At 68.3% G+C, this 18149-nt stretch carries 17 protein-coding genes; 7 read left to right on the forward strand and 10 right to left on the reverse strand.

Annotated elements, in window-relative coordinates; all coding sequences use genetic code 11:
- Positions 1 to 131: 131 nt before the first annotated feature.
- The gene (locus N415_RS08190) at positions 132 to 1739 is read left to right on the forward strand and encodes a DHA2 family efflux MFS transporter permease subunit (RefSeq protein WP_081665115.1); all 1608 of its coding nucleotides are present in this window, start codon (positions 132 to 134) and stop codon (positions 1737 to 1739) included.
- Here N415_RS08190 and N415_RS08195 read toward each other — a convergent pair.
- Positions 1736 to 2299, reverse strand: a complete 564-nt coding sequence (locus N415_RS08195; RefSeq protein ID WP_068179365.1) for a WHG domain-containing protein — start codon at positions 2297 to 2299, stop codon at positions 1736 to 1738. The two genes, N415_RS08190 and N415_RS08195, sit on opposite strands and share 4 nt — an antisense overlap.
- A 91-nt stretch (positions 2300 to 2390) precedes the next feature.
- On the opposite strand from N415_RS08195, the gene N415_RS08200 reads away from it, so the two are divergent.
- Positions 2391 to 2837 carry a DoxX family protein gene (locus N415_RS08200; protein ID WP_068179369.1) on the forward strand — a complete coding sequence of 149 codons (447 nt, stop codon included), beginning with the start codon at positions 2391 to 2393 and terminating at the stop codon, positions 2835 to 2837.
- Here N415_RS08200 and N415_RS08205 read toward each other — a convergent pair.
- Together N415_RS08205 and N415_RS08210 are read right to left on the reverse strand one after the other, a co-directional pair.
- Positions 2766 to 4928 carry a S9 family peptidase gene (locus N415_RS08205; RefSeq protein ID WP_068179372.1) on the reverse strand — a complete coding sequence of 721 codons (2163 nt, stop codon included), beginning with the start codon at positions 4926 to 4928 and terminating at the stop codon, positions 2766 to 2768. The genes N415_RS08200 and N415_RS08205 overlap by 72 nt on opposite strands.
- Positions 4925 to 5818, reverse strand: coding sequence for a phosphoribosylaminoimidazolesuccinocarboxamide synthase (locus N415_RS08210; protein ID WP_068179375.1), 894 nt, complete (start codon positions 5816 to 5818; stop codon positions 4925 to 4927). The genes N415_RS08205 and N415_RS08210 overlap by 4 nt, the downstream gene beginning before the upstream one ends.
- A 60-nt stretch (positions 5819 to 5878) precedes the next feature.
- Between N415_RS08210 and N415_RS08215 the strand changes: the two genes are divergently transcribed.
- Positions 5879 to 6499 (forward strand): hypothetical protein, encoded by a 621-nt coding sequence (locus N415_RS08215; protein WP_068179429.1) that lies wholly within the window; start codon positions 5879 to 5881, stop codon positions 6497 to 6499.
- A gap of 5 nt (positions 6500 to 6504) precedes the next feature.
- On the opposite strand, the gene N415_RS08220 is transcribed toward N415_RS08215, so the two are convergent.
- Genes N415_RS08220 through purB form a run of 4 tightly spaced genes read right to left on the reverse strand, consistent with a single transcriptional unit; the run spans position 6505 to position 11168 of the window.
- Positions 6505 to 7461, reverse strand: coding sequence for an alpha/beta hydrolase family protein (locus N415_RS08220; RefSeq protein WP_152531278.1), 957 nt, complete (start codon positions 7459 to 7461; stop codon positions 6505 to 6507).
- 55 nt (positions 7462 to 7516) lie between these two features.
- Positions 7517 to 8509 (reverse strand): tellurite resistance/C4-dicarboxylate transporter family protein, encoded by a 993-nt coding sequence (locus N415_RS08225; protein WP_068179378.1) that lies wholly within the window; start codon positions 8507 to 8509, stop codon positions 7517 to 7519.
- The gene (locus N415_RS08230) at positions 8506 to 9753 is read right to left on the reverse strand and encodes a cytochrome P450 (protein ID WP_068179380.1); all 1248 of its coding nucleotides are present in this window, start codon (positions 9751 to 9753) and stop codon (positions 8506 to 8508) included. The genes N415_RS08225 and N415_RS08230 overlap by 4 nt, the downstream gene beginning before the upstream one ends.
- A complete protein-coding gene (gene purB, locus N415_RS08235) occupies positions 9750 to 11168 on the reverse strand; it encodes an adenylosuccinate lyase (RefSeq protein ID WP_068179436.1) in 1419 nt (472 codons plus the stop codon). Before purB ends, N415_RS08230 begins: the two co-directional genes overlap by 4 nt.
- 38 nt (positions 11169 to 11206) lie before the next feature.
- Here purB and N415_RS08240 point away from each other — a divergent pair, with 38 nt between their 5' ends.
- Positions 11207 to 11935 (forward strand): DUF429 domain-containing protein, encoded by a 729-nt coding sequence (locus N415_RS08240; protein ID WP_068179439.1) that lies wholly within the window; start codon positions 11207 to 11209, stop codon positions 11933 to 11935.
- Between the two features lie 4 nt (positions 11936 to 11939).
- On the opposite strand, the gene N415_RS08245 is transcribed toward N415_RS08240, so the two are convergent.
- Positions 11940 to 12575: a TetR family transcriptional regulator gene (locus N415_RS08245; RefSeq protein ID WP_173817349.1), complete on the reverse strand. Its 636-nt coding sequence runs from the start codon at positions 12573 to 12575 to the stop codon at positions 11940 to 11942.
- A gap of 43 nt (positions 12576 to 12618) precedes the next feature.
- On the opposite strand from N415_RS08245, the gene N415_RS08250 reads away from it, so the two are divergent.
- The gene (locus N415_RS08250; protein WP_068179382.1) at positions 12619 to 13518 is read left to right on the forward strand and encodes an esterase; all 900 of its coding nucleotides are present in this window, start codon (positions 12619 to 12621) and stop codon (positions 13516 to 13518) included.
- 143 nt (positions 13519 to 13661) lie between these two features.
- Complete coding sequence (locus N415_RS08255; protein ID WP_068179386.1) at positions 13662 to 15245, forward strand: gamma-glutamyltransferase family protein; 1584 nt, start codon at positions 13662 to 13664, stop codon at positions 15243 to 15245.
- On the opposite strand, the gene purD is transcribed toward N415_RS08255, so the two are convergent.
- On the reverse strand, positions 15242 to 16510 hold the full coding sequence (purD, locus tag N415_RS08260) for a phosphoribosylamine--glycine ligase (protein WP_068179388.1): 1269 nt from the start codon (positions 16508 to 16510) through the stop codon (positions 15242 to 15244). The two genes, N415_RS08255 and purD, sit on opposite strands and share 4 nt — an antisense overlap.
- Before the next feature lie 24 nt (positions 16511 to 16534).
- Entirely contained in the window at positions 16535 to 16942 is a 408-nt protein-coding gene (locus N415_RS08265; protein ID WP_068179391.1) for a MarR family transcriptional regulator, read from the reverse strand.
- A gap of 93 nt (positions 16943 to 17035) precedes the next feature.
- On the opposite strand from N415_RS08265, the gene N415_RS08270 reads away from it, so the two are divergent.
- Positions 17036 to 18121: an aldo/keto reductase gene (locus tag N415_RS08270; RefSeq protein WP_068179396.1), complete on the forward strand. Its 1086-nt coding sequence runs from the start codon at positions 17036 to 17038 to the stop codon at positions 18119 to 18121.
- The last annotated feature ends 28 nt before the right edge of the window (positions 18122 to 18149 follow it).

Consider the following 18149-nt stretch of genomic DNA (forward strand, 5'->3'; position numbering starts at 1 on the left):
CCAGGCGGAAATTCGGCCGGGCAAGCCCGCAACCAGCGAATCTGCGCGCGCCCGGGCGCCCGAACGGCCCCCGACAGCAAACGCGTCCCACCGTCGGCGGACGCAATCGATTCGATATGCTAAGCAACGCCATGGACAAGGCCCGTTCAGCAGCGGCCGACACCTCGCCGCCCACCGCTCCGCCTCAGCATCCGGGCGCCCATGTCTACCCCGACAAGCTGGACGCCAGGCTGTTACGGGTCTCCGGGGTGTGCCTGCTGGCCACCGTGATGGCAATTCTGGACGTCACCGTCGTCGCCGTCGCGCAACGCACCTTCATCGACCAATTCGGCTCGTCGCAAGCCATCGTCGCCTGGACGATGACCGGCTACACGCTGGCGCTGGCGACCGTGATCCCGTTGACAGGTTGGGCCGCCGACCGGTTCGGCACCAAACGGCTTTTCATGGGATCGGTGGTGGCGTTCGCGCTGGGCTCGTTGCTGTGCGCGGTCGCGTCAACGATCCTGCAGCTCATCGTGTTTCGAGTGGTGCAGGGCATCGGCGGCGGCATGCTGATGCCGCTGGGATTCGTGATCATGACCCGCGAGGCCGGGCCCGGCCGCCTCGGCCGCCTGATGTCGATCCTGAGCATCCCCATGCTGCTCGCCCCGATCGGTGGGCCGATCCTGGGCGGCTGGCTCATCGACACCTCCAGCTGGAGGTGGATCTTCTTGATCAACCTGCCGATCGGGCTCTTGACGCTGGTCCTTGCGGGACTGGTGTTCCCCAGGGATCACCCCACGCGCTCGGAGACCTTCGATGTCGTCGGCGGGCTGCTGCTGTCGCCCGGCCTGGCGACGTTCCTGTTCGCGGTGTCCTCCGTCCCGCGCTGCGGCACGGTTGCCGACCGCCGCGTCCTGATACCGGCGGCCGTCGGCCTGCTGTTGATCGCCGCGTTCGTCCTCCACGCGCGGCGCCGTACCGACCACCCGTTGATCGACCTGCGGTTGTTCCAGAACAAGGTGATCAGCCAGGCCAACGTGACGATGGTGCTGTTCGCCATCGCGTTTTTCGGGGCGGGCCTGCTGCTCCCGAGCTACTTCCAGCAGGTGTTGCACCAGACGCCGATGCAGGCCGGCGTGCACATGATCCCGCAGGGGCTCGGCGCCATGCTCACCATGCGGCTGACCGGGCCGCTGGTGGACAGGCAGGGCCCGGGCAAGATCGTGCTGATCGGCATCGCGCTGATCACCGCCGGCCTGGGGGCCTTCGCTTTCGGCGTGGCCCGGCAGGCGGCGTACCTGCCCACGCTGTTGATCGCCCTGGCGGTCATGGGGCTGGGCATGGGTTGCACGATGATGCCGCTGTCGGTGGCGTCCGTGCAGGCCCTGTCACCCCACCAGATCGCCCGCGGCACAACGCTGATGAGCGTCAGCCATCAGGTCGGCGGCTCGATGGGAACCGCGCTGATGTCGATGATCATCACCAACCAGTTCAACCGCAGCGAGAATATCGCCGCGGCAAACAAACTCGCCGCCCTCCAGCAGAAAGCCGCCGCCACCGGGACACCGGTGGACCCGTCGGCCATCCCACCGAAGGCGCTCGCCCCCGGCTTTGCCGACAGCGTCCTGCACGACCTTTCCCACGCGTACACAACGGTATTCGTGATCGCGGTCGTGCTGGTGACACTGACCGTCATCCCGGCGATGTTCCTGCCGAAGCAGCCCGCGATCGTAACAGCGGGCGAGGACCTCGACTAACCGTCGAACAGCATCGTTGCGATCCGCAGCACGGTGTCCATCGGATCGGCCTGTTTGACGGCGGCGTTGACCGCGTCGTTGAGCCACAGCGTCGAAAACCCGTGCACCAGTGACCAGGCCGCCAGCTGAGCTGCGGCAGGGTCGGCCCGCGCATTGGGATCCCGCAACGTCGCGACGCCGCGGGATAGCTCGGCCCCCGCGGCGGCCTCGGCGGCGGCCAGTTCGGCGTCCGCGGCGTCCAGGAGCGACCGGTTGAACATCACCTGATAGTGGCCGGGGTGCTCGAGGGCGAACCGCACGTAGGCGAGGGCGGCGTCGGTGAAGCGGCCCCGCGCGCGGGTCAGCGTCTCGGCCAACAGCCGGAAGCCCTCGGTGGCCAGCGCCGTGAACAACCCGCGCCGATCGGTGAAGTGGTGGGCGGGAGCGGCATGCGACACGCCCGCGCCGCGAGCCAGCTCGCGCAACGAGATCCCGTCGGCGCCGCGCTCGGCCACCTGGCGCGCGGCCTCGGCGAGGATCACCGCGCGCAGGTCGCCGTGGTGGTAGTTGGGACGGGCCACCAGGCCAGCATACCGACCAAACTTGACAGTGACTAGATAGGGGTTTACCTTCTGGTGCTAGGATCTTGCCATTGTCTAGATTGGAATCGTAATGGCCCCGTTGATCACGTTGCTAGTGGCCACCATCGCCGCGCGGAGCATCGGCTGGCTCGGCGTCGCTTACGTCAACAGCTGGACGGCCGCGCTCGCCGTCGGGCTGGCGGCGATGTTCTTGCTGACCGGGTTTTCACACTTCGCCCCGCCGCTGCGGCGCGACCTCATCGCGATCGTGCCGCCTCGCCTGCCCGCCCCGGGCTACCTGGTCACCATCACCGGATTGCTGGAGCTGCTCGGGGCCGTGGGCCTGCTCGTTCCCGTGACCCGCGTGGCGGCGGCCGCCTGCCTCCTGGTGCTGATGCTGGTCATGTTCCCGGCCAACGTCTACGCCTCCCGGATGCCCGATCCGCCCAAGTCGATGACGACCCGGCTACCCCTGCGCACCGCGATCCAGGCCGTTTTCCTGGCCGCCGCCGTAGCGGTCGCGGTCGGCAGCAGCTAGCAGCCACGCGTACTGGAACGCGGTTTCCTGCCAGGCCTTGTAGCGACCGCTGACGCCGCCGTGTCCCGCGTTCATCTGGGTCTTCAACAGAATCGGATTTCCGTCGGTGTTGGCGTGCCGCAGCGCTGCGACCCACTTGGCGGGCTCGACGTAGTAGACCCGGGTGTCGTTCAACGACGTCATCGCCAGGATGGCCGGGTAATGCCTGGCTTCGACGTTCTCGTAGGGCGAATACGACTTCATGTACGCGTAGACATCGCTGTCGCTCAACGGGTTTCCCCATTCGTCCCATTCGGTGACAGTCAGCGGCAACGAGGGATCGAGGATGGTGGTCAGCGGGTCCACGAAGGGAACCTGTGCGAGGATGCCGGCGAAGAGGTCCGGCGCCAGGTTGGCCACCGCACCCACCAAGAGGCCCCCCGCGCTACCGCCCAGCGCGACCAGCTGCTGCGGCCGGGTCAGGCCCGAATCCACCAAATGCCTTGCTACCGCGACAAAATCGGTGAAGGTGTTCTTCTTCTCCAACAGCTTGCCGTGCTCGTACCACAGCCGGCCCATCTCACCGCCGCCGCGGACATGGGCGATGGCGAACACCATGCCCCGGTCCAGCAACGACAGCCGTGCGATGGAAAAGCTTGGGTCGGTGCATATCTCGTAGGCGCCGTAACCGTAGAGCAGTGCCGGCGCGGGAAACTCGACGTCGGCGCGGTGCAAGATCGACACCGGGATTCGCGTCCCGTCGTCCGCGCGCGCCCAGTCCCGCCGCTCCACGTAGTCGGCGGGCCGGTAGCCGCCGAGGACGGGCTGCTCGCGCAGCAACGTGCGCTCACCGGTGGCGAGGTCGATGTCGTAAACCTGCGCCGGGGTGACCAACGACCCCGCCCTGATCCGCAGCTTGGGCGAATCCCAGGTGGGGTTGCCGCCAAGACCGCTCGACATCAGCTCCGAGTCGAAGGAGATTTCCTCGGGCTCACCGTATTGCCCGTCGGAACCGATGGGCCACAACTGAATCCGGGGCAACGCCTCGCGGCGGTAGCTGACGACGAGGTGGCGGGCGAAGGCATCCATTCCGTCGAGCCGGACGTCGTCGCGGTGCGGGATCAGGGTGCGCTGTCGTGTCGGATCGCTGACGGGCGCCTCGGTGAGCGTGAAGTTCACCGCGCCGTCGTTGTGCAGGATCAGGAACCGGTCCTCGCCGCCGACCACCGCGTGCTCGACCGAGTACTCGACGCCTTCGCGCCGCGGCAGCACGACGGTGAACGCCGCCCGCGGATCGGCGGCGTCCGCATACAGCATCTCCGAGGTAATCGACGAACCCGCCGCGATGAACACGTACTTCTCGCTTCGGGTGAGCCCGACGCCCAGCCAATACCGTTCGTCGGCTTCGTGATACACCAGCTCCGACGGTTCGCCGGAGCCGAGCCGGTAGCGCCAGACCTTGTCGGGGCGGTGAGCCGGGTCCAGGGTCAGGTAGTACACCGTGCGGTTGTCGGCCGCCCAGGTGGCTCCCGCGGCGATGTCGGCGATCTCGTCGGGGTACTGCTCACCGGTGCGTAAGTCCCTGAACCGCAGGGTATAACGTTCGTCGCCGACGGTATCGACGGAGTACGCCAGCAGGTTGCTGTCCAGGCTGACCGTGGCGGCGCCCAGCGCGAAGAATTCATGGCCTTCGGCTTCGGCGTTCGAGTCGAGTATGACTTGCTCGCCGGGGATTTCGGTGTTCTCGTCGAGGACCGGCGGGTCCCAGTCATCGGGGTCGGCAACGGGGCAACGGCATTGGACGCGGTACTGCTTTCCCTCGAAGGTCCGGGCGTAGTACCACCAGTCGCCCTGCCGGGTGGGCACCGACAGATCCGTCTCCTTGGTGCGCGACTTGATCTCCTCGAAGATCTTCTGCCGCAACGGTTCCAGGTGAGCCGTCATCGCATCGACGTAGTCGTTCTCGGCCTCCAGGTAGCCGATGACCTCGGGGTCGGCCTTGTCGCGCAACCACTCGTACGGATCGATGAACACGTCGCCGTGGAATTCGCGCCGGGTTTCCACCCGCTTCGCGACGGGCGGTGTGGGCGCGTCCAGTGCGGCGTCCGTCATGAGCCCGGGCCGATCCAGTCGCCGAAGCTCAGACCCGAAATGCGCTCGTAGGCCTCGATGTAACGGCTTCGGGTCGCGTCGATGATGTCGTCGGGAAGCGGTGGCGGCGGCTGCGACCCCTGGCGATCCCAACCGGACTCAGGGCCGGTCAGCCAGTTGCGGACGAATTGCTTGTCGAAACTGGTCTGGACCACACCGGGCCGGTAATCGCGGGCCGGCCAGTACCGCGAGGAATCGGGCGTGAAGATCTCGTCGGCCAGCAGCAGATTGCCATCCGCGTCGGTGCCGAATTCAAATTTGGTGTCGGCGATGATGATTCCCCTCGTGAGTGCGTGGTCGGCGGCCTGAACGTAGATCTGCAGGGTGCGGTCGCGCAGCTGGTTGGCCCGCACCCCACCGACCAGCTCGATCACCCGGGCGAACGAGATGTTCTCGTCGTGGTCGCCCAGCGCAGCCTTCGTCGCCGGGGTGAACAGCGGGTTGGCGAACTTGCTGGCTTCCACCAGGCCGGGCGGCAGCGCGATGCCGCACACCTTGCCGGTCGCCTGGTAGTCCAGCAGACCGGAGCCGGTCAGATACCCGCGGGCCACGCATTCCACCGGAAGCATCTCGAGCCGTCGCACCACCAGCGCACGGCCGAGCACCTCGTCGGGGATGCGGGGGTCGTCGGGCGGACCGGCCAGATGGTTGGGCGCGTCGACGAGTCCGAAGAAGAAGACGCTCATCGCGGTCAGGATGCGTCCCTTGTCCGGGATCGTGCTGTCCAGGACGTAGTCGTATGCGGAGATCCGGTCGCTCGCCACCAGCAGCAGGTGCTCGTCGTCGACGCGGTAGATCTCGCGGACCTTGCCGCTGGCCAGATGCTCGTACTCGGACAGTGCAGGGCGCATCGAGCCAGCCTATCCGGCGCCGAACGCCCGGCCCTGTGCTGGTATTGCGCTATGACATCGCTGCCCTCGCGGGTTCTGCCCTATGCCACCACCCCCGGCCGGCTGGCCGTCCAACTGTTCAGCGACTTCGCCATCTTCCTGTGGACGGCGCTGTGGCTGGTCGTCGGCACGGCCGTGTACGACGCCATCTCGACCATCGCCGAGGCCGGCCGACAGGTCGAGATCGGCGCGAACGGCGTCGCGGGCAACCTGGCGTCGGCCGGCCAGGGCGCGCACAACATCCCGGTGCTCGGCGATGCGGTGAGCAAGCCACTCTCGTCGGCCAGCGCCGCCGCCCTCGACATCGCGGCGGCCGGGCACAGCCTGGAGACCACCGCGGGCTGGCTCGCGGTGCTGGCGGCGCTGGCCGTCGTCGCCGTGCCGCTGCTCATCGTGGTCATCCCGTGGCTGTTGCTGCGGCTGCGCTTCTTCCGGCGCAAGTGGACCGTCAGCGGCCTGGCGGCGACCCCGGCCGGCGAACAGCTGCTGGCGCTGCGGGCCCTGACGAACCGGGCGCCGCGCAAGCTGGCCGCGATCAGCGCGGACCCGGTCGGCGGATGGCGGCGCGAGGATCCGGTCACCATCCGGGCGCTGGCCGCGCTGGAACTACGGTCGGCCGGAATCGCGCTGCGCGCCCGCTAACCGCGCTATGCGCCGAGCGCCGGTCCGACGGTGGTGTTCCAGGACTCCTGCATCTCCGACTCGAAGAGGCCCCAGGTGTGCGAGCCCTCGGGGCGAACGACGTAGGTGATCCGCAGCCCGGCGGCGTTCGCGGCATCGGCGAACCGCTTGGTGCTGTCGGCGGTGATGCGTTCGATGAGCCCGCCGGCGACATTCGGCCCGAAGCCCGCGGGCAGCCGGTCGACGTCGCCCACGCCGCCGCTGCCGGACGCGGCGGCGTAAACCGCTACGCCCCTCAACTTTCCGGCGTTCTTCGACGGGTCGTGGGCCACCCATTCGGGGCCGCCGAGGGGTCCCCACATGTTCTCGGCGCTTTGGCCGCCACTCGCCAAAGTCAGCGAGACCTGTTGCGCCTCATCCGGGTCGGAAACGGACGGAAAACCGCTGTAGGAAGCGACGGCCCGGAAGACTCCCGGCGCCTGGACGGCGTAGTCGATGGCGGTGCCGCCGGTGCTCGACAGTCCGCCGACGGCGTTCTTGCCGTTGGCGTGGTACTGCGCGTTGATCACCGGGGGCAGTTCCCTGGTCATGTAGGTCTGGTATTGCTTGCCGCCATCGTTGACCCAGTTGGTCCACCAACTGAAGGGACCGCCGAGCGGGGAGACGACGTTGACGTTCTTGTTGGCGAAGAAGCCTTGGATGTCGGTCATGCCGAACCAAGCTCTGTCGTCACCGCCGTCGATGCCGGGTAGCAGGTAGAAGACGGGTGCGCCAGCGTTCGGGGCCTTGTAGACATCGTTAACGATGACGGTGTTCATCGAGGGTGAGTAGACGGAAACCTTGTCCCAACGGTCGTTGACGTGCTGGATGTCGGTGATGTGTGCACCCTGCGGCGGGTCGGCGGCGGCGACCGGAATCGCCAGCATCGGCAACGCAGCGAGCAGTGCAACAACGAACGAGCGAACACGAGAGGTATTGGTCACCGGGAGATTATGCAGGTTCGGCGACGACTGTTCATTCCGAGGCGTTAATTTGCGCTTACGGGCGGTCACCCGCCGGCCGTGACACGCGCAGTAACCCGGCGAGGACCACAATCAGCCACGCCGCCAACGCGTCCCAGAAGAAGACCAGCGAAACCGTGGTCAGCCAACGTTGACCCATTTCGCCTGCCATGGCGTAGCTGGCGGCGGAGTACATGCCCAGCGGGAACACCAGCGCCCACCACACACCGGCGAACCGCAGCGAATCGGGTCGACGGTTGATCCGGCGCAGGCCGAAGTAGATCAGCGGCGGCATCCACAAGGTGGCGGCCACCCACGTCACCACGGTCACTACCCGCACCGGCCCGGCCAGCCCGTGGGGTGCCACGGCGTGGATGTCGTCGCCGGCCAGAGTGGCGATGGCCAGGCCGCCCATCAGGATCCAGCTGTCCGGCTCGAACCCGTCACGATCCTGGCGCTCGGCGATCGCGCGCCACAGGATCAGCCAGGTCATCAGGCCGTAGATGCAGATCGCCGCCGCCCACATCGGCAGGGCAACGGTCAGCCACCAGCGATGGCCGGTGCGGTGCGCCAGCTGAGCCATCACGATCGCCAGACCGGATGTCCCGACGCTGGCCAGTTCCCACGCGCCGTGGGCGTGATCGCGCAGCGCGGTCCGGCTGGGCGCCAACATGTTTCGCGCGCTGAGCGCGATCAGCACCAGCCAGGCCGAAAGCGCGACCGCACCGATCACCCGCAGCACCCACACGTTGGATGACAGCCGTGCGTCGATCACCGCGCACGCGGCCACGAAGGTGAACAGCCGCAGGGTGACGTCGGGGTCCGTGAGGTCCCAGCGAAGATTCCGGCGCGCGGCGGCGATGACGGTGACGGCGACCAGGACAGCCAGCGCGACGGTGGCCACGACGCCGAGCGCGTCGCTGGCCCACCGGTATCCGTGATCGCGCGCGCCGATCGACAAGATCCCGGTCGCCATCACCGCGGCGAACACATCGGGTGACGGCTCGGCATCGGCGAGGCGGATCGTCACTGCTCCTCGCGCAGCTCCACGACCAGGTGCCGGATGCCGGTGTGCCGGTTGCTGCGCGTCCATTCGACGGGCCGGGCGACCCGCACGGCGCCGAAGCGCGTCAGCAGTTCCTCGAACAGCACCCGCAGCTCCAGCCGCGCCAGATTGGCGCCCAGGCAATAGTGGATCCCCTGACCGAAGCCCAAGTGCGGGTTGGGCTTCCGGTTGATGTCGAATTCGTCGGCGCGGTCGAACACGTCGGCGTCGCGGTTGGCCGAGCCCTCCCAGATCTGGACCTTCTGTCCCGCCTGGATGGACTGCCCGCCGAGCGTGACGTCGCGGGTGGCGGTGCGCCGCTTCGACGGCGACGGCGACGTCCACCGCACCATCTCCTCGACCGCCGTCGGCAGCAGGCCGAAATCCGAACGCAGCGCCCGCAATTGGTCAGGGTGGTCGGCCAGCGCCAGCAGGCCGCCGGCGACCGCGTTGCGCGTCGTCTCCGCGCCCGCGCTGAACAGCAGGCTGAAGAACAGGTACAGCTCGAGATCGGACAGCGCCGGAGCGTCCTTGTCGTCGACCGTGGCGTTCGCGACGATCGACAGCATGTCGTCGGTGGGCTCGGCGCGCTTGGACGCGATCAGCTCCTGGCCGTAGGCGTACATCCGTGACCCGGCCTCCGCCTCGGACAGTTGCGAAAGGGAGGCCTTGCGCGAGCCGCCGAAGTCGAACTGTGGTTCGATGGCCTGAAAGAGCCAATGCCGTTCGGATTCAGGCACTCCCAGCAGGATGCAGATCATCTGCATCGGCAGTTCGGCGGCGATGTCGACCAGGAAGTCGAACGGTTCGCCCGGCACCACCGAGTCGAGCAGCCGGCGCGCCCGGATGCGCAGGTCGTCCTCGACGCGGCCGATCATGCGCGGCGTCAGCCCGGAGCTGACGAGCCGCCGGATCTGGGTGTGCCGCGGATCGTCCATCATGTTGAGCACCTGGCCCGCGATGGCCAGGTCCTGCAGCAGCGTGCCCCCGTACGGCCGTTGCCCACCGGTGACCGACGAGTAGGTGGCCGGGTCCTTCAGCACCTCATGGGTTTCCGCGTACGTGGCGACGGACCAGAAGCCCTCGCCGTCGGGGGTGTTGTCGGTCGGCTCGTGCCAGTAGACCGGCGCCTCTCGCCGATGCACGGCGAACAGCTCGTGCGGGAACCCACTGGCGAAGTTGTCGAGGTCAGTGAAGTCGATCCCCGAGAGCGCGCCCGCGAGAGTCACAGGATTGCGCCCGGGGTGTATTTGGCCGCGTCCGGGTAGCGACTCACCAACGCGTCCACCGCCGCGACCACCTCGTCCACCTGGTCACCGGCGGCACCGGTGAACGCCTTCTTGTCGGCCAGCGCGGCCTCCAGCGCCGTTCGGTCCAGCGGAAGTCGCTCGTCGGCGGCCAAGCGGTCGAGCAGGTCGGGCTCGGCGCCGCGTTCCCGCATGGCCAGCGCCGTCGCCACCGCGTGCTCCCGGATCACGTGGTGGGCCGCCTCGCGACCCATGCCGGCGCGCACCGCGGCCATGAGCACCTTGGTGGTGGCCAGGAACGGCAGGTAGCGATCCAGTTCGTGGGCGATCACCGCCGGGTAGGCGCCGAACTCGTCGAGCACGGTCAGGAATGTCTCGATCTGTCCGTCGATGGCGAAGAAGCTGTCCGGCAATGCGATTCGGCGCACCACCGAGCAGAACACGTCGCCCTCGTTCCACTGCGCGCCGGCCAGCTCGGCGGCCATGGAGGCGTAGCCGCGCAGCACCACCTGCAACCCGTTGACCCGTTCGCAACTGCGGGTGTTCATCTTGTGCGGCATCGCCGACGAGCCGACCTGCCCTTCGGCGAACCCTTCGGTGACGAGCTCGTGCCCGGCCATCAGCCGGATGGTGTGCGCCATCGACGACGGCCCGGCGCCGAGCTGCACCAGCGCGGAGATCACGTCGTGATCCAGCGATCGCGGGTAGATTTGCCCGACGCTGGTCAAAACCGTTGCGAACCCGAGAAAGTCGGCGATGCGTCCCTCGAGTTCGGTCAGCTTGGCCGTGTCACCGCCGAGCAGGTCCAGCATGTCCTGCGCGGTGCCCATCGGGCCCTTGATGCCGCGCAGCGGGTAACGGTCGATCAGCTCCCCCATGCGCTCCAAGGCGATCAGCGTCTCCTGGGCCGCCGAGGCGAACCGCTTGCCCAACGTGGTCGCCTGCGCGGCGACGTTGTGGCTGCGTCCGGCCATCACCAGGTCGCGATAGGTCACCGCCCGCTCGGCGAGCCGGGCCGCCACCGCAACACCGTGCGAGAAAACCAATTCCAGCGACCGCCGGATCTGCAACTGCTCGACGTTCTCGGTCAGGTCGCGGCTCGTCATCCCCTTGTGCACGTGCTCGTGGCCGGCCAACGCATTGAATTCCTCGATGCGGGCCTTGACGTCGTGGCGCAGCGCGCGTTCGCGGTTGGCGATCGAGGCCAGGTCAACATCCTCGAGCACCCGCTCGTAGTCGGCGATCGCCTCGGGGGGAACGTCCACTCCCAGCTCGGCCTGGGCTCGCAGCACCGCCAGCCACAGCCGCCGCTCCGCGACGACCTTGGCCTCCGGCGACCAGATCGCGACCATCTCGGCGCTGGCGTACCGGGTGGCCAGCACGTTCGGAATGCTCACAAGCACACAGCTTACGGTGGCGGCCATACCCTGTGCGGGTGTACTTCGTCGGTGTGGACCTGGCCTGGGGCGGTCGCAAGCCGACTGGCGTCGCGGTGCTCGACGCCGACGGCCACCTCATGCACCTCGGCGCAGCGCGCGACGACGCCGACGTGCTCGCCGCCTTGTCTCCCTATGTCGGGGGCGACTGCGTGGTGGCGTTCGACGCGCCGCTGGTGGTGACCAATCCCAGCGGCCAGCGGCCCGCCGAGGCGGCCCTCAACCGCGATTTCCGCAGGTTCGAGGCCGGCGCCCATCCATGTAATACCGGCAAACCGGAGTTCGCCGACAGGCCGCGCGCGGCGCGGCTGGCCGAGACGCTGGGCCTCGACATGGACCCGCGGTCGCCGGCCGCTCGGCGCGCCATCGAGGTCTACCCCCATTCGGCGACCGTCGTGCTGTTCCGGCTCGAGCGGACCCTCAAGTACAAGGCCAAGCCGGGCCGCGACGTCGCGCGGCTCAAATCGGAACTCCTGCTCCTGATGGACGGCATCGAAAAGCTTGCGCACGCCGGGGTGCCGCTGCGCGTCGACGGCCACGACGGCTGGACGCGGCTGCGCGGGGAAGTCGTCGCCGCGCAACGCAAAAGCGAGCTGCGCCGCGCCGAAGATCCGGTCGATGCCGTCGTCTGCGCCTACGTCGCGTTGTACGCCGAGCGCCGCCCGGCCGACGTCACGATCTACGGCGATGTAGCCACCGGGGCCATCGTGACGCCGTCGCTGCCGTGACGGCTCAGATCTGCACCGGACGCGGGTCGATGGGGGCGAGCACGTCGACCAGCTCGACCACGGTGCCCAGCGCGGCGGCGGCGGGGTCGCCGCCCTCGACCAGGGCGGAGACCACCGAGCCGTCGACCGCGCAGATCAGCGTGCACACCAGCTCGATGCGCACCGATCGGCCGGATCGCTCCAGCGCCTCGGCCACTGCCTCGGCGCGCTGGCGCAGGCTGCGGCGCATGGTCTCGCGCAGGGCGGGCAGGCGTGTGCAGGCGATGTGCCGCTCGTAGCGCGAGATCAGTTGCTCGGTGAGCGCCGGATCGGACAGGTCGCCCACCAGCAGGTCCGCCAGGACTTCGGCGGTGGTCTCGGGTCCGCGGCGCCGCCGGGACAGCGCGTTGACCCGGGAGCGCAGCTGCGCGATCTCGATCATTCCGATGTGCTCGACGGCGCGCGCGATCAGGTCGTCAAGCGATGAGAAGTAATAGGTGGTGGACGCCAGGGGCAGGCCGGCGCGCCGGGCGACCGCCCGGTGCCGCACCGCCTCGAACCCGCCCTCGGCGAGCAGCTCGGCGGCGGCGCTCACGAGCGCATACCGTCGACGTTCTCCCTTTGGAGTAACTGCTGCAGTCACGAGTAGCCATCGTGCCAGCAAAAGTGGTACTGCATTGCCATTTCGGCCAAACGGTCATGGCATGATGGCCCGCATGCCCGACCTGAGCCGCCGAACCCTGCTCGGTCTCGGCGCCGGCGCGGCCATCGGTGCTACGGGAGCATATGCCCTGTTCCAGCCCCGAACGTCACACGCCACGCCGGTGTCTTGGGGCGGCGGCAGCCCGCCCGCGGCGCCCGCACCGCTCGAGCCCGCGGCGCCGGCCCAGGCTGCGCCGACGATGGTGACGGGCTCCTTCGTCTCTGCGGCGCGCGGGGGGGTCAGCACCAACTGGGCGATCGCCCGGCCGCCCGGGCAGACCAAGGCGCTGCGGCCGGTGATCGCGCTGCACGGTAAGGGCAGCGACGCCGCCACGGTGATGGCCGGCGGCGTCGAACAGGGCCTCGCGCAGGCCGTCAACGCCGGGTTGCCGCCGTTTGCGGTGGTCGCCGTGGACGGCGGCGGCGGCTATTGGCACAAGAGGGCGTCCGGCGAGGACGCCGGGGCGATGGTGCTGAACGAGCTGATCCCGATGCTTGGGAGCCAGGATCTGGACACCTCCCGCGTCGCGTTCCTCGGCTGGTCGATGGGCGGGTACGGCGCATTGCTGCTCGGCGGGCGGCTGGGGGCGGGGCGCACCGCCGCGATCTGTGCGGTGAGCCCGGCGTTGTGGCTGTCGTCCGGGGCGGCCGCGCCCGGCGCGTTCGACGGTGCCGACGACTTCGCGGCGAACTCGGTGTTCGGAATGCCGGCGCTGGCGTCGATCCCGATCCGGATCGATTGCGGCGACAGCGATCCGTTCTACGGGGCGACGAAGCAGTTCATCGCGCAACTGCCCAACCCACCCGCGGGCGGCTTCTCGCCCGGCGGGCACAATGGCGAATTCTGGAGCTCGCAACTGCCGGCCGAGCTGACCTGGATGGCGCCGCTGCTGACGGCCTGAGTTGGCAGCCACGCGGTCTGAAGAGCCGGCTCTCCTTGGGGATATGCGAGTCCGGAATCCGATAGCGCATGCGCTATCAAGTTTGAGCACAGTCATATGGCCCTGACAGAGGGTTCACAGGGTGCCCGTGCGACGATCCGACCGTGACCACACCGTTCGATTGGAGCCTCCCCTACGCCTGGCCGCGAAAGCCCGTCCTCGCGGCGAACGTCGTCTGCACATCGCAACCCCTCGCGGCCCAGGCGGGTCTGCGGATGCTGGCCGAGGGCGGCAGCGCAGCCGACGCCGCGATCGCGACCGCCGTCACCCTGACGCTGGTGGAGCCGGTGTCAAACGGCATCGGCTCGGACGCGTTCGCCATCGTCTGGGACGGGCAGCGCTTGCACGGCCTGAACGCGTCCGGTCGCTCCCCTGCCGGCTGGACGCCGGAATACTTCGGCGGCAACGCCATTCCCGCGGCCGGCTGGAATTCGGTGACCGTGCCCGGGGCCGTGTCCGCGTGGGCGGAGCTACATGCAAGGTTCGGCAAACTTCCGTTCGAGAAGCTCTTCGAACCCGCGATCTCCTACGGCCGCAACGGTTTCCTGGTCTCGCCGACCGTCGCGGAGCAATGGGCCGCCCAGGTGCCGCTGTTCAGGAACCAGCCCGGGTTTGCCGAGGCTTTCCTGCCCGGCGGCCGGGCACCGAAACCCGGTGAGCTGTTTAGGTTTCCCGCTCATGCGGCCACGCTCGAGCGGATCGCGGCGACCAAAGGCGAGGCGTTCTACCGCGGAGACATCGCCGCCGAACTCGAGGCGCACGCGTCGGCCAACGGCGGCGTGATGCGGGCCAGCGACCTCGCCGCGCACCGCGCCGACTGGGTCGGCACGATCGATGCCGGCTACCGCGGATACACCGTGCACGAGATACCGCCCAATGGCCAGGGGATCGTGGCGCTGATCGCGCTGGGCATCCTGGAGCACTTCGACATGTCCTCATTGCCGGCGGATTCCGCCGACAGCGTCCACCTGCAGATCGAAGCGGTGAAGCTCGCTTTCGCCGACGCGCACGCTTATGTCGCCGACATCGACCACATGGCCCTGGCTCCGGATCGCCTGCTGGACAAGGATTACCTGCGCGAGCGCGCGGCCCTGATCGATCGAACACGAGCCAAACCGGCATCGGCCGGCAACCCGCGCGGGGGCACCGTGTATCTGACCGCCGCCGACTCCAGCGGGATGATGGTGTCGATGATCCAGTCCAACTACATGGGGTTCGGCTCGGGTGTCGTGGTGCCGGGCACCGGTGTCTCCCTTCAGAACCGGGGCGCGGATTTCGTTGTGACGGAGGGCCATCCGAACCGGGTCGGGCCCGGCAAACGTCCCTACCACACGATCATCCCGGGGTTCGTCACCAAGGACGGCGCCCCGGTGATGAGTTTCGGGGTGATGGGCGGCACCATGCAGCCCCAGGGCCACGTGCAGGTGATGGTGCGCATCGCCGACCACGGGCAGAATCCGCAGGCCGCGTGCGACGGCCCGCGGTTCCGCTGGGTGCAGGGCATGCAGGTCAGTTGCGAAAACGGCTTTCCGCCAGCCACGCTCGACGAACTCCGCCGGCGCGGTCACGACCTCGTTGCCGTCGACGACTACAACCAGTTCGGCAGCTGCCAGGCGATCTGGCGCCTCGACGACGGATACCTGGCGGTGAGCGATCCGCGCCGCGACGGGCAAGCCGCGGCTTTCTAGACGCTGATCTTGCCCTCCGCCGCCGCGAGGGCGATGTCACTACGGAAGTGACTGCCGGGCAACTTAATCGAGCCCAGAACTTCGTACGCATTCGCGCGGGCGGCCGACAGGTCCGCGCCGGTGCCCACCACGGACAGCACCCGGCCGCCCGACGAGACGACAGCGCCGTCGTCGCGGCGCGCCGTTCCCGCGTGCAGCACCCCGTCGGCTTCGGACCCGACGACCACGTCGCCGACGCGGGGGCGCCCCGGGTAGTTTTCGGCCGCCAGCACCACCGTCACCGCGGCGCCGTCACGCCAGCGCAACTCCCCGAACTCGGCGAGCGTCCCGGTGCCCGCGGCGTGGAGCAGCTGGCCGAGCGGCGACTCCAGCAGCGCCAGCACGGCCTGGGTCTCGGGATCCCCGAAGCGGCAGTTGAATTCGACCACTGCGGGTCCCTTTGCGGTGATCGCCAGGCCGACGTAGAGCAATCCGGAAAACGGGCTGCCCCGCTTAACCAGTTCGGCGGCAACGGGTTCGACGATTCCGCTGACGATTTCGCGGTACACATGCTCGGGCAGCCACGGCAGCGGCGCGTACGCGCCCATGCCGCCGGTGTTGGGTCCGCTGTCGTCGTCACCGACGCGCTTGAAGTCCTGCGCCGGCAACAGCGGCACCACGGTGGCGCCGTCGACGACGCAGAACAGCGACACCTCGGGCCCGTCGAGATAGGACTCCAGCAGCACCGGGTGTCCCGACTCGAGCAGGCTGGCCGCGTGTGCGCGCGCCACATCCCGATCGGGGGTCACAACCACGCCCTTGCCGGCGGCCAGGGCATCGTCCTTCACCACCCAGGCGGGGTCACCGGCGGGCGGCCCGAACCGGTCCAGGGCAGCATCCAAACGCGCTGGGCTGTCTACGATTTCGCTGGACGCGGTGCGCACGCCGGCCGCGGCCATGACCTCCTTGGCGAACGCCTTGGAGCCCTCGATGCGGGCTGCGTCCTTGCTGGGCCCGAAGCAGACGATGCCGGCGGCGCGCACGGCGTCGGCCACCCCGAGTACCAGCGGCACCTCGGGACCGATGACCACCAGGTCGGCGCGGACCTCGCGCGCCAGCGCGACGACCTCCTCACCCGAGGTGATGTCGACGTCGTGCTGCTCGGCGAGCCGGCCGGTGCCGGCGTTGCCCGGCGCGACGGCCAGGCCCGTGACCTGCGGGTCTTCCCGAAGCGCCAGCAGCAGCGCATGCTCACGGGCACCGGAACCGATCACCAGGACGCGCACGACACGTCAGACTAGCTCAGGCGTTCAAACGATTCGCTCCAGCAGGCCTTTGAACTCCTTTTGCTGCGCGGCCGTGAGCCGACTGAGGCGCTTGTCGAACTCCGCCGAGAGCAGCCCCAGCCCGCCGGCGGCGACCTTGCGGCCGGCGGGGGTGAGCAGCAGTCGGTGGCGACGCAGGTCGGCGGGGTCGATCTCCCGGTGCACGAATCCCGCGGCCTCGAGCCGTTTTAGGTAGACCGTCACCGTCGCCTTGGGCATGCACAACGTCGCCGCGAGTTCGGCCGGATAGGGATGCTCGTCGATCTCGGCGAGCACAAACAGCTCCTTGGACTCGAGCCCGAGCGCGCAAATGTCGGCCTCGGCGCCCGAGATGACCGAAACCAGCAGCCGGTAATTCAACGACCAGATCTTGGCCGCGTCGCCCGATGACATCGACTTGCCAGATCGTTCAGTCGTAAACTAGTTTAGAACGGAACAAGCTCATAACCGAACAATCTATCAGAAAGCGATCCTATGTCTGCGGAAATGCGACTGGACCAATACGTGACACTCGGACGCTCCGGCTTGCGCGTCAGCCCGTTGTGCCTGGGCGCCATGACATTCGGCGAAGACCTCGGCTGGGGCACCAGTGTGGAAGAGTCCCAACAGATCATCGATCGCTACACCGAAGTCGGCGGGAACTTCATCGACACCGCCAACTTCTACACCAGGAGCCACTCGGAGAAGATCATCGGCGACCACGTCGGGCGCAACGCCGCCCGCCGCGATCGCTTGGTGATCGCCACCAAGTTCAGCGGCAACCTGTATCCGGGCGATCCCAACGGTGGCGGCTCGGGCCGCAAATCACTGATCAGCGCGTGCGAAAACTCGCTGCGGCGCCTGCAGACCGACTACATCGACCTGTACTGGCTGCACATCTGGGACGCGAATACCCCCATCGAGGAGACGATGGCGGCGCTCGACGACCTCGTCCGGTCGGGCAAGGTGCGCTACGTCGGCGTTTCCGACACCCCGGCGTGGAAGATCGCCCAAGCCAACCTCATCGCGGGCTTCCGCGGCTGGTCGGCGTTCGTCGGCCTGCAGGTCGAGTACTCGCTGCTGGAACGTTCCATCGAACAGGAACTGGTGCCGATGGCGTCCGAATTCGGCCTGGGCATCACACCCTGGTCCCCGCTCAAGGGCGGCGTGCTCAGCGGCAAGTACACCCGCCGAAACGCCGGACAGCACAACCCCGGTCGCGGCGCGCTGGTTGACGCCTTCCTCAACGAGCAGACCTACGCGGTGGTCGACGAACTCGAGATCATCGCCAAGGCGCACGAGACGAACGTCGCCAGCGTGGCGCTGGCCTGGGTACGCGCACAACCTGGCGTCTCGTCCGTCATCATCGGGGCTCGCCGGCTTTCACAGCTCGACGACAACCTCCGCGCCGTCGACGTCGCCCTCGGCGCCGACGAACTTGCCCGGCTCGACGAGCTCACCAAACCGACGTTCGGATTTCCCAACAACATGCTGGAAATGGCGCCGGGCATCATCAACGGCGGAACGACGGTCAACGGCGTGTCCGGGCCGATATCGGACTATGTGATGCCGCAGGGCGTCCAGCCGTACTGAGGTTCGTCAGCACCGCGAGCAGACGCAA

Source organism: Mycobacterium sp. UM_CSW (assembly GCF_000455205.1).
Lineage (GTDB): Bacteria > Actinomycetota > Actinomycetes > Mycobacteriales > Mycobacteriaceae > Mycobacterium.

Excerpts from the sequence above, each read along its gene's own strand:
- N415_RS08270 (WP_068179396.1), top strand. The coding sequence starts at position 17,036 with ATGCGACTGGACCAATACGTGACACTCGGACGCTCCGGCTTGCGCGTC.
- N415_RS08190 (WP_081665115.1), top strand. The coding sequence starts at position 132 with ATGGACAAGGCCCGTTCAGCAGCGGCCGACACCTCGCCGCCCACCGCT.
- N415_RS08250 (WP_068179382.1), top strand. The coding sequence starts at position 12,619 with ATGATGGCCCGCATGCCCGACCTGAGCCGCCGAACCCTGCTCGGTCTC.
- N415_RS08265 (WP_068179391.1), bottom strand. The coding sequence starts at position 16,942 with ATGTCATCGGGCGACGCGGCCAAGATCTGGTCGTTGAATTACCGGCTG.
- N415_RS08200 (WP_068179369.1), top strand. The coding sequence starts at position 2,391 with ATGGCCCCGTTGATCACGTTGCTAGTGGCCACCATCGCCGCGCGGAGC.
- N415_RS08205 (WP_068179372.1), bottom strand. The coding sequence starts at position 4,928 with ATGACGGACGCCGCACTGGACGCGCCCACACCGCCCGTCGCGAAGCGG.
- N415_RS08210 (WP_068179375.1), bottom strand. The coding sequence starts at position 5,818 with ATGCGCCCTGCACTGTCCGAGTACGAGCATCTGGCCAGCGGCAAGGTC.